The sequence below is a fragment of the Vreelandella lionensis genome (genome assembly GCF_002087295.1).
Taxonomy (GTDB): domain Bacteria; phylum Pseudomonadota; class Gammaproteobacteria; order Pseudomonadales; family Halomonadaceae; genus Vreelandella; species Vreelandella lionensis.
On the sequence record NZ_MWVI01000061.1, the window covers coordinates 36014 to 50470 of the forward strand.

Sequence of the window (14457 nt, forward strand, 5' to 3'; positions counted from 1 at the left end):
TGGCATACTTTTCGCCTGCTGCAGTAAGGTACGTAACTTCAACAAATAGAGCCGAGTGCTCGCTGACCAAGGTCGGCTATAGCCAACTCGTTGCTCAATCCAGGATTCAAATGGAGCGTCTTGGCGAAACCGTCCTACTACCTTCCCGGTAGTCAACGGGCTTATCAGGGTTACCGCCCCAAACCACTTCGTAAAGATGTTCAACACGGCATAGGTAAAGATTGACGAAATGGTGCTGATCTAATGGCAAATCACTGATTAGAGCCACACCGGCCACCTCACTCAATGGCATATCGCTACAATCACGCCGCAAGCAATCACTGATCCATACATTAGAGGACGCCTGAGCCGCCTGTTGCGCCACTATCTGCATTACATTGGGCGTCAAACCAACCCCTTTCTGATAATACTCACCACCCAGTTGCAACATCACTCCATCTGCTGCAACCGTCTCCATTAACGACGCGCTGAGCTCGTCCCAGGCACTCTCAAGCTCGCCGTGGCGCATCAATACAGCTTTCGCATGGTCAAAATAGTGCTGAAGACCATCGATAACATCCAGGCGTCTGCGCGCTTTATAATCACGTAAGCGCAGCTTAAATCCCTCACTTAGCGAACGCATGGCCTGCAACTGGCTAACGGTGAGCTGCCGAGGCTGTGCACAGTGGCAGGAAATCAACGCATCCAACTCTCCCGCTTGAATAATCGGTAGAGAAATCGCCCCACTCACGCCCATATTGGCCATATATTCCAAGTGAACGGGTGAAACGCTGCGCAAATCGACATAACTTAAGTCAGGCGTTACATTGGCCTCTGCCGCGAAAATAGGTACTGGCGCAGCAGTAGCGTCTGGAATGGTTCGCCACGGGTTCTTTAGATAAAGTTCGCGAGCAATATAGGGAATGTCGCTCGCCGGAAAGCGCAGCCCTTGATAGCTTCCTGTCACTCCCTCCCGGCGGGCCTCCGCCAGCACTTCACCATCACCTTCAGGCATGAAGCGGTAATAGAGCACCCGATCAAAACCACTCAGCGTTAATAGTGCCTCTATAAGTGACTGGCACTGCTCTGCCAGCTCATCCGCGCTTACTGGCACTGGAATAACGCCATTAAGCATCGCCATGGGGTCTGGGTGAGTTTCCACCGGATAGAGCTCATACACCCATCCGCCCTCATTGGGCGTGACCACCACATCAAATTCTTGCTGTGGGCTATCGCACTGGCCCACATAACGCCCACCAGGGGGTAACGCAGGCAGCACCGAGGCAATGTCGCGCAGCATCGCTGGCAAAAACTGGCCAAGTGAAACGCTGTCAGCAGCATCGTCCAGTAGCGTTTTACAGTTGGCGGAAAGGTGCGTAACGATGCCTGATGAATCGGTTATGATCAGTGCACCGTGGGGCTGAATAGCCCCAGATAGGTGGAGCTCTTCCTGCTCGCACTGATGTATAAAACCACGGGGTTGGTCCATTAAGTCGCATCCTGCGGGTGGTATTCGGTATTACTACCATTGACGGAAATTAAAGCGGCAAAATCAGCCAGCGCTAGTGGTATGGACAGCAAATAGCCTTGAACAAAGTCGCAGCCGTTTTCAACTAGCCAAGTAAGCTGCGCCTGCGTCTCGACCCCTTCGCCAACAGTACAAATACCGAGTGCTTTTGCCATCCCTAAAATAGCTAGGGCAATCGCTTGATCTCCTTCATCTTTTCCGCCTAACCCATCAACAAAACTTTTATCAATTTTCAATTCTGCCAAGGGCAAGCGTTTCAAGTACGCCAGCGACGAGTAGCCGGTACCAAAATCATCTACCGCTAGCTTGATACCTGCTTCGCGCAATTTTTCGATGTTGCCAAGCGCTGCACTGGAGCGATCTACCAAAGTACTTTCGGTGATTTCAACCTGCACCAGCGAGTGCGGTACTCGATATTGCTTCAAGCAATTAAAAAGATGCGTCACAAACCGCTCTTCCTGAAAACTACGCGCTGAGACATTCATAGCAATAGGCGGTGGGTTGAGCCCCTCATCTCGCCATGCGGCTAACTGGCGTATCAATAGCAGGGCTACATAGCGGTCGAGTTCCAGTAGCAACCCAGTGGCCTCGGCAACGGGAATAAAATCGGCGGGACTCACTGCGCCCAAGACCGGGTCGTTCCAACGCAATAGCGCTTTCGCGCCAGAGAGTCGCTGCTCAGACACGCAAGAAAATTTAAGTTGGTACACTAACCGTCACCGTTTGTTCTCCCTGCCTTCACGCAGCGCCTGCTCAATGGCTACATCGCGCATTAAACGTGCTTGAAGCTCGGGCTTGAACAGCTCAAAACGGTCACGGCCGTTCTCTTTGGCCCGATACATGGCAGTATCAGCTGCTTTGGTCAGCCCTGCTACGTCATCACCATCATCAGGGCAAAACGCCAAACCAATGCTGGAAGTCACAAACAACGCATGTCGACGAACATCAAAGGGTTTTGAGAGCGCTTCCACAATGCGCTTGGCAACCTGCTCCGCACCTTCGATGGTGGTATCCACGAGAATAATCGTGAACTCGTCTCCCCCCAGGCGAGCCACGGTATCCATATCGCGCACTAATTCCTTTAACCGGCTTGCCACCTGAATTAAAAGTTCGTCGCCAACGTCATGCCCTAAGGTATCGTTGATGCTTTTGAAGTTATCCAGGTCAAGAAACATCAATGCGCTTAGTTGCTCACTACGCTTTGCATGAGCAATCACAACCTGCAAACGGTCCTGAAACAAGGTGCGATTAGGCAACCCAGTGAAAGCATCATGGGTAGCCAGATATTCGGCTTGGCGTTGAGACTCTTTAATATGTGTAATATCTGAAAAAACAGCCACATAAAGTGCATCATCATGGCTATCGGGTGCAATAATGTTAAGCGTTAACCATTGCGAAAAGAGCGTCCCATCACGACGTTTGTTGAAGACCTCACCCTGCCAATAGCCGTGTTGCTGTACGACATCCCATAAGACATAGCAAGTTTCAGGAGTTTGACCTCCTCCTTGGTTCTCTTCATCACAGTACAATAGGGGAAGTGCAGGTTGCCCCTCCACTTCACTAGCAAGAAACCCCGTAATGCGACTAAAAGCGTTGTTGACCGATTGCGCCTCACCCAGGGCATTGATCACAACAATCGCTTCTCCAGCCTGCTCAAATACTTTGGCTGCCACTTGCATATCCCGCTCAGCGTGCTTACGCGCGGTGATATCCTCTGACTCGGTCAGAATCAAGTAAGGGTGGCCTTGTTCATCACGAAGCACTTGGTGTACACACGACATAATACGCAAGCCACCACCCTCGCTTGGTAGCAGGTGTTCTGCCTTGACTATCTGCTGATAGCGAAGTGCTTCTAGATCCCGCGACCACACTGAACCTGCATAGGCGTCAGGAAATAACTCAAATACATTCCGCCCAATGAGCTGCTCCTGGGTTAGCCCAAACGTGTTCAAAAACTGGGGATTCGCAAAAGTATATCGTCCGTTAAGATCTTTCAGCGCAATCATCACCGTGCTGCTTTCCATCAGCGCATGCAACTGTGCCTGGGACTGGCGGAGCTTGGCCTGTACCTGGCTAAGGTCGGTAACGTCCATTAAAGTGACGACTAATAATTCAACATCTCCATGTTGATTAACTCCAGGTGTAATCAGCCGCTGGAGCAGCCTCCCATCAAGCTCGAGGATGTTCTCATCTGGCGTTGCCTGATGTGCTACCTGGATCAACGCGTCCTCTAAATCGTTAAGGACAGCAGGCAGTCTAAGCCCAGAGACATGACGCTGTAATGCCGTCGGGCGAACGCTGAAGTAGCGCGCCGCTGGAGCGTTATAGCGTTTGAGACAAAATTCGTTATCGAATACAAGCAGCGGAAAATCTAGCGCATCATAGAGATAGGCATATTCATCATTTAGCTTAGTGAGCTCGCCAGTCTTAATATTAAGCTCTTCATTAAGGCTGATTAGCTCCTCATTGGTGGCCTGCAACTCTTCATTGGCAGCCTCTAGCTCTTCGTTAGTTGCCTGCAATTCCTCATTGGAAGCCTGCGCCTCTTCATTGAGTGACTGCATTTCTTCATTGGCCGTCGCCAACTCTTCAATGAGCGACTGCAAGTGCTCTCGAGTAGCCTCCAACTCCTCCTCAAGGCTCTCAAGACCATCAAGTTGCGGCGGCTCCATGAGCTGGTCTAATGGCACGTTGGTGGGCTTTTCACTCTCTAAAAGTGGCGACAATACTACCAATATTCGTCGGTCATCTTCTTGCTCAGTGAGCCCCCGCACACTCAAACGCCACCACTCGCCCTCATAGCGTCGACGCCGCCCTAGCTGAGGTATCCGTTGCTTTTGGAACTGGTGAAGCAGGGACATTAGCTCGCCACGAAAGGGGGCACTCATGACGTCCTGAATGCCTACTTGGGTGCGGCCTGCAGGAAAACGTAAAAAGCGCTCCACATCTCCTGCCGTATGCTGAACATTGCCGCGCGCATCGCACAGTGCAACGGTGGCGCCCATATGGGCCACTAGCGCATCAAGCAGTTGCTGCATATCCCGATCACGCCGTTTTAAGGGCGAGGCGGCCCGCTGGGCAACCGGAGCATGTTCATTGAGTTCTCGACTTTCGCCCTGCTTGGTAAATAAGCGCTCACGTCGATCTAGTGGGGTAAACAGCGTCTCAGAGCGACCAACACTCTCGGAGCGCCCCAAAAAGAGAACACCCGTGACTCGCAGCCCAAAATGAAAACGCTGTAGCACTTTCGTCTGAAGTTCATGATCGAAATAGATCAATACATTGCGGCAGGTAATCAGGTTTAAGCGCAAAAACGGCGGGTCATCAAAAAGATTGTGTTTAGCAAACACAATCATATCGCGTAGGATTTTGTTGGCTTCAAAGGTGTGATCATTCTTTACAAAGTAACGCTCTAGCATAGGCTTGAGCAGCGCCTCTAGGGCTGCGCCGAGATAACCGGCCTCTACGAGCGATTTCCAGCGCGTCTTCATCAATATCAGTGGCAAAAATCTGTACAACCACTTGGCTGCTTAAAATACGCTTTGCCTCAGCGATCATTAGCGCAATCGAGTAGGCCTCCTCCCCAGTTGCACAACCCGCCACCCAGATTCTCAAAGGCGTGTTGTCCACCTGCTCGACCATATGGCGTACCGCTTTTTCAAGCGCTTCAAACGCGCTAATATCACGAAAAAAGGCGGTAACCGATATGAGAATGTCGCGGCCTAGCTGCTCAAGTTCAGCAGGTTCACTTTCAGCTAAGGCAAGATACTGATTCATATCCGTAACATTTGTTGCTATCAAACGACGGCGTATACGTCGGCTTAAGGTACCCTGCTTATAGCCAGAAAAGTCCAGTTGACGACGCTCTTTTAGCAGCTCAAGTAGCCGCCTTGGTACCTCAATCTGATTGCCTTCAAGGCTGGCGCATTCAAGCCGGGCAAGCTTGGCCAAGCGTGACGCCATTTCTTCAACATTTAAAATGTAATCAATAACTCCTGCGTCTATTGCAGACTGAGGCATCCCATCATATTTAGCACTTTCAGGCGTCTGCACCATGGTCACGCCGCCCGCCGCTAGAATAGCCCGTAAACCTGCAGTGCCATCCGACCCGGTTCCTGACAGGACAATACCCACCGAGGCCTCATGAGCATCAGTGGCTAATGACACAAAGAAATCATTGATTGAAGGCTTCGGCACTACATGCGGCAAGGCGGGTGTTGTGTAAAACACGCCCTCTTTTATAGTGGCATTGGTATTAGCAGGTACTACATAAATAACCCCTGCTTCAGGGCGCTGGAGGCTTTCAAGCCGTGTTACCCGTAGCTGGGTTTCACGGCTAAGAATATCCACTAGCATACTCTTATGGGTAGGCGAGACATGCTGCAGCACTACATACGCCACCGGCAATGCGGGATCAAGCGGACGAATCAATTTCGAGATAGCTTCGAGCCCGCCAGCAGAGGCGCCTATTCCCACCACCAATGGCGAAACGGAGGCAGAGGTTGCAGCAGTCATGAGGTTCCTTTGCTAATCGAGAGATCTTTTCGCCAGTCTACACAGCTCGATAGCAAAGCTATACGGTCTCTTTCGATAAACTATCAACGTTAGCGCTGGTTAGCATATATTCGTTCAGCGCAAGTAATTTATAGGCTACTTTTAGGCGTCTGAAGCACTTTATTCACCAACCTATCGGGCAGCTTAAAACCACTGTCTGCATCAAGGAGCACATTGGCAGTTTACGCAATTTTCTAGCTTCACGATCACACTCACCGAACGATTTGGCCTCTCCAAAGCATCGTGTATCTCATCATACCACTAGGGAGCAGCGGTTCGAAACTTACTAAAACCTTATCAACACCTAAAATTACACAGCCACTACAAATCAGTGTGATCTATACACATTACATTCATACTGTTTATGCCTTGCCACCTCCCACATTCACTGAGACTATTAGCTTACTACGCTGACAATACTTCCCCCTCCCACTCTGCCTAGACGACTCTCCCTCAATGGATGCACACAACCGTGAGTTAGCACTTCAGACAGGCCTGCTGATGCTACTGACCACCACCGTTATTATCGGTGGTGCTAGCCTTGTATTCAGCGTGACACCAAGTCTGCCGCAACCCCAGGCACTGGCCGTGTTGCCCGACAGCTCACTGGTTATCCTTTTATGTGGCTTAGGGCTTAGTTCGGTCATGGCTAATTTGCCCAAGTGGCGCCGGGCATCCAGCGTTTGTTTAGCCCTCTTGGCTTTTTATACCTTGGTGCATAATGTAATAGATGCAGGAACCGGGCACTCCTGGTTGACCGGTCAGCCCCGTCTGCCTTCCCAGGCAGTACCCACTCTCATTCTTGCTGCATTCTGTTTATGGGTCGGCCCTCAAGGCCAGTGGCAGCATCGTGTATGGCAGTTCGGGGGCGGTTTTTTGTGGCTGATCGGCACTATTACACTGGCTTATCATGCCGGAGCCAAATTACCCAGCTGGCTACCTCGTGCGAGTGCATTACTCCCAGGGCTGCTCTGCTTCTCGTTTGGCTTGGCCATGGTCATGGTAAGCCGTAGAGTACCCCGACTTACCTCTTCGCTTAGCAAGTCCGCAGTCACGGCAGGGATTATTGGCGTCAGCCTAAGCATGAGTGGCTGGTTTTTAATCAGCTGGAACCAGCACGAAACAACACGTTTAGAAGCTCAACATTCACTGGAAAGCGTGACAACCAGCATTGAGCGCACGCTTAATTCACGGGCAATTGTCCTTGAACGCTTAGCAGAGCGTTGGCAAGAAGTGTTTGAGGATGAGGAGTCACGCCAGCGAGAGGTAGCACGTTACTGGAGTGATTACCCTAGTATCTTAGCGCTCGCCTACTTTAACCCTATCACTAGGGATACTTGGCGGCGTGCTCAGCAGGGTCAAGATCTACTATGGCTTGATGACCAGTTGGTTAGCTTACCCGTACTGCGCTGGCTGAACCAACAGCAGCAATCTACACAATGGTTGCTCCCTGACCCATCGCGCCCTGAATTAGCCCTACTCGCCCTAAAGCCTTCTAATGCGCAGCGTTATCAGCTCGTCGCAGTCATTAATCTTGCTCGCCTAGTCACAAGTGAAGCCAGCATTGCAGAACAGGCATTCAGCGTTGCATATTAGCCACCACGGCGGCCACTTAGTCACTGAAGACGGAGAGCTAACTCCGCATAGCAAGCTGCCAGAAGGGACGCCATTAAGCGAGCAGCACCTTGTTCTTCCTGGTGGGACCACACTGCACTTAAGCCTTATGCCACGCGTAGATTCGACCTTTGATCTCGCCAATTTTATTGCGGCAGGAGTAGGGCTTTCTGGACTGCTACTGACCTATCAATTAGTGCTTAGCCTTGCTTTGATGGCTGCACGTACACAGCGCTCGCTGGAGCTTGCGAAAGCAAAGGAAGCACTTGAAGACCAGCACCGAATCCAGGCGATGATCGCTCGGGACGAACCCTGCAGCGCCACTTTATTGCAGATTTGTCGTCTACTTGAGCAACAAGGCAAGCAGGTACATGTCGCTATTTGGCGCTTAGATCATACAGCCACTTACCGAGTCGAACTGCTCTCCTGCACCCTCCCATTTGCCCTTCAGGAGTCGATGCCGTTTAACGAAAGCGCTATCTCTCTAGCAACCGAGCTACACCAGCAAGGTTTAGTGGAAACGACGCTATCACTGACAGACAGCCCAGCGGTCACTGCCTTTGAAAAACTTGCCTATCAGCATGGTTATACCCAAGCGACTCTCCATGTACTCAATAGTAGCGAAACGCTACCGCTTGGCACCGTAGCGCTGTTAACTAAAGAAGCATCAAACCAACCGCACACCGCCGACGATATTGAGCCCACCCTGCTACCAAGCGCATTAAGGTTGATGCGTCTAGCCATAGAGCGCCATAACCATCAACAGACACTACAGGATAGCGAGCAACGCTTTAGGTCACTGTTTACCCAAAACCCTGATGGCGTATTTTCGCTGGATATTGATGGCTATTTTCAAAGCGTGAATCAATCACTGCTGACGCTACTCGCCATTAGCGAAGCCGATATTATTGGCAGTCATTTGTACACCATGGTGCCCACCGAACAATGTGAGGCTATCAATGACGCCTTTAGCCACGCATTAACGGGTATCGCCCAACGGTTTGAAATTGAAATAGCCAGCCGGTCAGGCGACCTACATTACGTCGATATCTCATTTTTACCCACTGTGGTAATGGATAATGTTGTAGGTGTGTATGGTGTAGTGAAGGAGATGACCGCGTTGCGCCATAACGAGGCACAGCTACGTATTTTTCAGCGCAGCTTAGAAGCAAGCAGCAACGGTGTACTGATTTGTGAAGCACGATCAGATGATTTTCCGATCATCTACGTTAACCCTGCTTTTGTAGAGATTACCGGCTACGAGTTAGAAGAAGTACAAAACCGCAACTGCCGTTTTCTGCAAGGCCCAGATACAGACCCTGCTCAGATCAACGACATTCGCCAAGCCCTTGTTCAGCAGCGCGATATCAGCTTGACCATTCGTAACTACCGCAAAGATGGACGCGCCTTCTGGAACAATGTGTTTATTTCACCTGTACGGGCTAACGATGGTCACGCCACCCACTTTGTAGGCGTTATTAACGATATTTCAGAATATAAAGATCATGAAAATGAGTGGGCTTTTCACGCCACCCACGATGCTTTGACTGGGCTTGGCAATCGCGCGCTTTTTGAAGACCGCTTACAACACGATGTAGATTTGGCAAGACGCCATCACCAACAGCTAGCGGTGTTGTTTATTGATTTGGACGAATTTAAACCTATCAATGACACTCTCGGTCATGCTGTCGGTGACCAAGTCTTGATTCATGTGGCAAGACGTTTAGAGGAAGCCATCCGCCCTTCCGATACGCTGTGTCGCTTTGGTGGCGACGAGTTTGTACTGCTACTGCCCGATTTAGATGATCCTCACCATGCTCAGGAAGTTGCTGAACGCCTGCTGCTGGAGCTGGCACAACCCTATCGCATTGACCGTCATGAATTATATCTTTCTGCCAGTATCGGCATTGCGTTAAGTGATGAAGCGCTTGAAAATCCAGCGGCCCTGCTACAGCAGGCGGATATGGCGATGTATAAAGCCAAGCAGCAAGGCCGCAATACGCTGCAAACCTTTACCTACGACATTAATCAAAAACTCACCCAGCGGGTAACATTGCGCAATGATTTACAAGAGGCCATTACTCAAGAGCAGTTTGAACTGCACTACCAGCCGCTACTAACCCGCGATGGTGACATACACGGCTTCGAGGCGTTAGTCCGTTGGAACCACCCCGTCAAAGGCCGCATTTCACCTGGGCTCTTTATTCCGATTGCCGAAGAGACGGGGCAGATCATTGGCTTAAGCCAGTGGGTAATGGAGCGCGCTGCCAAAGATTTTTTAAAGCTACAGCCACTACTACCCAATCATTGTCGAATGGCGGTAAATCTTTCTCCGATGCAGTTTCATCGTCCCAGCTTTTTAAGCTCGTTACGCAAAACCCTTGAGGTCACCGGCTTACCTCCCACGGCGCTGGAGCTTGAGCTCACCGAGGGTATTTTAATGAATGACACCGAGGCGGCTATTGATACGCTCCATGCACTGCGCGGCATGGGGATCAGTATTGCCATTGATGATTTTGGCACTGGGTTTTCCAGTCTGAGCTATCTGCGCCATCTACCCATCGACAAAATCAAAATAGATCGCAGCTTTATCTTGAATATTGTCGAAAGCAGCAAGGATGCGGCGGTCGTACATGGGATTATTGCACTGGCGCATCACCTGGAACTGAACGTGGTAGCCGAAGGCGGAGAAACCAGCGCGCAGCAGCAACACCTCCTGGCACTGAATTGCGATGTACTGCAAGGCTTCTTATTTGCCAACCCCCTGCCCTTTGAGCCTCTGACCCACTGGTTAGCAGTACAGCAGCAAAACGCGCTTTCACACAGCCACCAATACAACCACTCGCAGCGCCAAGGCGCTGCTTTTTTTACGCCATTTATTTTATGAAAATACTTTCCATAAAATAATTTTTACGGCATACTAGCCATAAGTTTTATATACCAACGTCTATATAGCTGATCATTAGGAGTAACACGATGAAATATCAGGAACAGTTTCCCACCATTTGGGATCACCAACGAAGCCCGCTAACACTCAGGCAACCAAAAAAACCGCTGCCAAGCCGCAACCCTCGGCTCTTAAAGAGGCTTTTTTAACGATTTGGGATAGCAGCAAAACGAAAACCGCTAGCTAACAGTGCATTCGCCAGCGGTCTAAGCGTACGCCAAGGAAGGCTACGGCAGGGGCTCAAACATGAAAATCACGACATAGGAAGAACGGCAATTATATGCTCTTCGAGTTGCCTTTCTGGCACCTCATCTTGGGACACAGCAAACCCTCTGACGCTGATGCCTTTTCGATGGACTCGTTCAGCATCGTTACTTAGTAATGGATGCCATCCTGCCAGCTTGCGACCTTCCGCCACTCGTCGGTACCCACAGGTTTGCGGCAACCAGGTAAACTCTTTTACCAGCGCTGGGGTCAGCTGGGTGCAGTCAGGCACGCTCTCAAAGCGGTTTTCATAATCGCTGCACTGGCAGCTATGAGTATCCAGCAGGCGGCACGCTACGTTAAGAATGGCCAGCTCTTGCGTCTCATCATCATGCAGCTTTAGCAAACAGCACTGACCGCAGCCGTCACACAGGGCTTCCCATTCTGGAGGCGTTAGCTCTTCCAACGAATAGTGTTCCCAGAAGCGCTCGCGCAACGCGGTTTCCATCGTCTAATCACCTCGGTTAAACGTTAACGTTAGAGGCAGGCTATAGCAGCCGGCTAATCTCAGCTTGTCTTACCATCACTGGTCAGCGCCTCCCGGCACTCACTCCATAACACGCTGAAATCCGCCTCTAAAGCAGTGTAGTCTTCACGCAGCCAGGGCACTAATTCAGCCAGACGGTTGGAGCCGGAAAGGCGCTGCCCGATGCCCGCCACCGCACGACATGTAAAATCAAAATCAGCGTAACGGCGCAACCAGTCGTGCTCAACCAGCACCGGCATCATCGTCGCTAGACGTTGTGGCGCGGGCCACGCGCTGAGTAATCGATAGCAGCGATCAATCAGCTGATGTTGATCAGCCCCCTCCTGCTGGCGAGAAATAAAATGATCCCACACAACATCCAGCGCAATGCCCGCATAGCGTCTTTGAGCCGAGGAGCGCGCTGCTTGGCCATCATAACGCTAGGGTGCTGGTCTACCCAGGCATCAACTCGCCGATGGTGGCGAATGCCACAGGCAACGCTTGGCGACCAAGCAGAAAGGTCGCTGCCTTTCACACCATCGGCAATCAAATTACCGTAAAGAAAGCCGTCGTCCCCCGGCTGAGCCAGCCATGCGTGGGCAAGAAAGTTCATCGCTTTTGCGCCACGCTAATGCGCCGATAACTCACGAGCGATCTGTCGTCTGAGCGCGATGAATGTCCAGTAAGTAGGGCTCTTTGGCAGGCGGCATTTGTAGGTAAAATCCTTGCTCCTCAATCGCAGCCATCACATCGGAGGCCTTCACGCGGGCAAGCGGCTTATCAGCGGTCAGAATCATCGTTAGCACAGGAACCGGCTTACCAAAGGTCTCCATCAGCGCCTCAGGCACTGTCTCCATTCCTTTACGCTTATCCACGTAGAGGTACATTTCGTCTTTGCGCGAGCTTTTAAAAATCTCGCATAGCAGTTTTTCGCTCATAAAGATGACTCCTCAAGCGCCTGATGAATAGCTTGCGTTAAGCAGGTATCGCGCCAACCACTCAGTTCTTGTAATGGCTGGTGTGCAAGCCGCTGCATGACCAGCGCCTCAATATCCCGGCGACGCAGCAACATTTCCGGAGCAATATTAAGAGCCGCTGCTTTTTCGGCAACTACTCCCTTAATCGCCTTGAAACGGCGCTTAAACGCAGGCTGCATGGGGTCTGGCCAACGCGTAGGTAAGTCGCTTTCTGGACCGTGCTGGGCCTGCTTCACTAGCGCCAGTAGAGCATCGCCCTCTTTTTTGACCAGCGGCGGCTTAATGCCCTCAACCTCGGCTAGCTCATAGCGGTTTTTGGGCATTTTTTCTGCCACAACGAACAGCAGCTTATCGCTCACCAGCCAATTACGCGGTAAATCTCGACGGCGGGTTTCGCCCTCGCGCCAAATCGTCATTAGCCGGTAGGCCTCAAGCTGGCGAGGCGTCAATCGCCAAAGCTGGCGCTGGCGGGTATACCACTGGCCGTCGTTTTCAACGCTGCGTCCTGCCTGTTCGATCAAGCTGGCGCACTCGCTGTCCAACCACTCACGCCGCCCTAAGGCGTCGAGTTTTTCCGCTTGAAACTGCCACACCTTAAGCAAGTAAATTACGTCTAGCGCGGCGTACTCACATTGAGAAGACGTTAACGGACGCTCCAGCCAATTAGAGCGTGTCTCCTCTTTGGGAAGCGTTTCGCCTACCCAGTGCTCTACGAGTTTTTGGTAACCCATGCCAGGATTTTCGCCTAAGAAGGCTTGCGCCACCTGGGTATCCACCAGCGGCGTAGGCAACACGCCCGCCCAGTGTTGGAAGACTTCTAAATCTTCACTGCAGGCATGCAGCAGCTTCACCGCTCTATTTTGCAATAGCGCTTTAAAAGCGTTGGTGCAGCGTGTTGATAACGGGTCGACTAAATATGCCACTTCATGACTGGCAAACTGAATCAGCGCCGGTATGGGGAAAAACGTATTCTCGCGGAAAAACTCGGTGTCTAAGGCAATAACGCTGGCACCGGAAACCTGTTCACAGGCGGCGTCTAACGCCTCGGCGCTATCAATCCATTGATACAAAGCAGAAGTTGAAGAGGACAAAGAAATCTTCCGGGTTGGCACAACCGCATCAGCGCTTGCGTTTATTATCAGCATTAATCGCTAGCAAAGGGCTGGCGACCATTAAAAGCGCGGCTTAATGTACCGCCATCCACATACTCCAACTCACCGCCCATCGGCACGCCATAGGCGAGACGAGAAAAGGATACACCGTAATGCGCAAGCTGGGAGGCAATGTAATGCGCTGTCGCCTCACCCTCTACCGTAGGGTTAGTAGCAAGAACGACTTCACGAATATTGCCTTCAGCTACACGGCTTTCTAGCAACTCCAGCCCGATAGCTGCCGGGCAAATACCATCTAGCGGTGAAAGGTGACCATGCAGTACAAAATAGCGCCCTTGAAAACCGCCAGCCTCTTCAATCGCTAGCTGGTCTGCGGGCGATTCAACCACGCACAACAGTGCATCATCACGGCGAGAGCTCTCGCACAGCGCGCAAATATCGGCTTCGGTGAGCGTACGGCAGCGCTGGCAGTAGCCTACTTCCTCTATCGCCTGCTGAATCACTGCGGCTAATCGCTGGCCACCTGGGCGTTCACGCTCTAGTAAATGCATCGCCATGCGCTGGGCCGTTTTTGGCCCAACGCCTGGCAACACGCGAAACGCGTCCATCAATTGCTCAACAAGCGGAGAAAAGCGCATGGTTTAGAACGGCATCTTAAAGCCGGGCGGTAGATTTAAACCGGCTGTTGCTTCTTCCATTTTCGCTTTGGAGTTCGCTTCTACTTTGCGTACAGCATCGTTGACCGCTGCCGCCAGCAAATCTTCAAGCAGCTCTTTATCCTCTTCCAGCACGCTTGGGTCGATCGTGACATCGCTGACATCATGGCGGCCGTTCATGGTAATTTTTACCATGCCCGCACCCGCTTCGCCGTGCACTTCAGCTTTGGCCACTTCTTCTTGAACGCGCTGCATTTTTTCCTGCATTTCTTGGGCTTGCTTCATGATGTTGCCCATTCCGCCTTTAAACATGCGGTCTTCTCCTAAATCATTAATAAGCGAGTTGGTAGCCGTCGGCCG

The 14457-nt window shown here is 51.4% G+C and carries 11 protein-coding genes and 1 pseudogene; 2 read left to right on the top strand and 10 right to left on the bottom strand.

From position 1 onward, the window contains the following. Nucleotides 1-106: 106 nt before the first annotated feature. Genes B4967_RS07800 through B4967_RS07815 form a run of 4 tightly spaced genes read right to left on the bottom strand, consistent with a single transcriptional unit; the run spans nt 107 to nt 6022 of the window. Nucleotides 107-1468 (bottom strand): GAF domain-containing protein, encoded by a 1362-nt coding sequence (locus B4967_RS07800; protein ID WP_083024552.1) that lies wholly within the window; start codon nt 1466-1468, stop codon nt 107-109. Further along, complete coding sequence (locus B4967_RS07805; protein WP_083024554.1) at nt 1468-2217, bottom strand: EAL domain-containing protein; 750 nt, start codon at nt 2215-2217, stop codon at nt 1468-1470. Before B4967_RS07805 ends, B4967_RS07800 begins: the two co-directional genes overlap by 1 nt. 6 nt (nt 2218-2223) lie before the next feature. Next, nucleotides 2224-4998 carry a diguanylate cyclase domain-containing protein gene (locus B4967_RS07810; protein WP_083024557.1) on the bottom strand — a complete coding sequence of 925 codons (2775 nt, stop codon included), beginning with the start codon at nt 4996-4998 and terminating at the stop codon, nt 2224-2226. Beyond that, nucleotides 4898-6022, bottom strand: a complete 1125-nt coding sequence (locus B4967_RS07815; protein WP_083024559.1) for a chemotaxis protein CheB — start codon at nt 6020-6022, stop codon at nt 4898-4900. The genes B4967_RS07810 and B4967_RS07815 overlap by 101 nt, the downstream gene beginning before the upstream one ends. Nucleotides 6023-6517: 495 nt before the next feature. Here B4967_RS07815 and B4967_RS07820 point away from each other — a divergent pair, with 495 nt between their 5' ends. Both B4967_RS07820 and B4967_RS20210 read left to right on the top strand, forming a co-directional pair. Then, nucleotides 6518-7657, top strand: coding sequence for a hypothetical protein (locus tag B4967_RS07820; RefSeq protein WP_083024560.1), 1140 nt, complete (start codon nt 6518-6520; stop codon nt 7655-7657). Next, nucleotides 7647-10562 (top strand): putative bifunctional diguanylate cyclase/phosphodiesterase, encoded by a 2916-nt coding sequence (locus tag B4967_RS20210; protein WP_083024562.1) that lies wholly within the window; start codon nt 7647-7649, stop codon nt 10560-10562. The genes B4967_RS07820 and B4967_RS20210 overlap by 11 nt, the downstream gene beginning before the upstream one ends. A gap of 313 nt (nt 10563-10875) precedes the next feature. On the opposite strand, the gene B4967_RS07830 is transcribed toward B4967_RS20210, so the two are convergent. From B4967_RS07830 to B4967_RS07855, 6 genes and pseudogenes are all read right to left on the bottom strand, one after another. Further along, a complete protein-coding gene (locus B4967_RS07830) occupies nt 10876-11334 on the bottom strand; it encodes a YcgN family cysteine cluster protein (RefSeq protein WP_083024564.1) in 459 nt (152 codons plus the stop codon). Nucleotides 11335-11393: 59 nt separating this feature from the next. After that, nucleotides 11394-11965: pseudogene (locus B4967_RS07835) on the bottom strand (acyl carrier protein phosphodiesterase). A 31-nt stretch (nt 11966-11996) separates the two neighbouring features. Then, nucleotides 11997-12290 (bottom strand): YcgL domain-containing protein, encoded by a 294-nt coding sequence (locus B4967_RS07840; protein ID WP_058576298.1) that lies wholly within the window; start codon nt 12288-12290, stop codon nt 11997-11999. After that, nucleotides 12287-13420: a ribonuclease D gene (rnd, locus tag B4967_RS07845; RefSeq protein ID WP_243470403.1), complete on the bottom strand. Its 1134-nt coding sequence runs from the start codon at nt 13418-13420 to the stop codon at nt 12287-12289. Before rnd ends, B4967_RS07840 begins: the two co-directional genes overlap by 4 nt. Nucleotides 13421-13473: 53 nt before the next feature. After that, nucleotides 13474-14079 (bottom strand): recombination mediator RecR, encoded by a 606-nt coding sequence (gene recR, locus B4967_RS07850; RefSeq protein WP_083024568.1) that lies wholly within the window; start codon nt 14077-14079, stop codon nt 13474-13476. 3 nt (nt 14080-14082) lie between these two features. Further along, the gene (locus B4967_RS07855; protein WP_044630130.1) at nt 14083-14409 is read right to left on the bottom strand and encodes a YbaB/EbfC family nucleoid-associated protein; all 327 of its coding nucleotides are present in this window, start codon (nt 14407-14409) and stop codon (nt 14083-14085) included. Between the last annotated feature and the right edge of the window lie 48 nt (nt 14410-14457).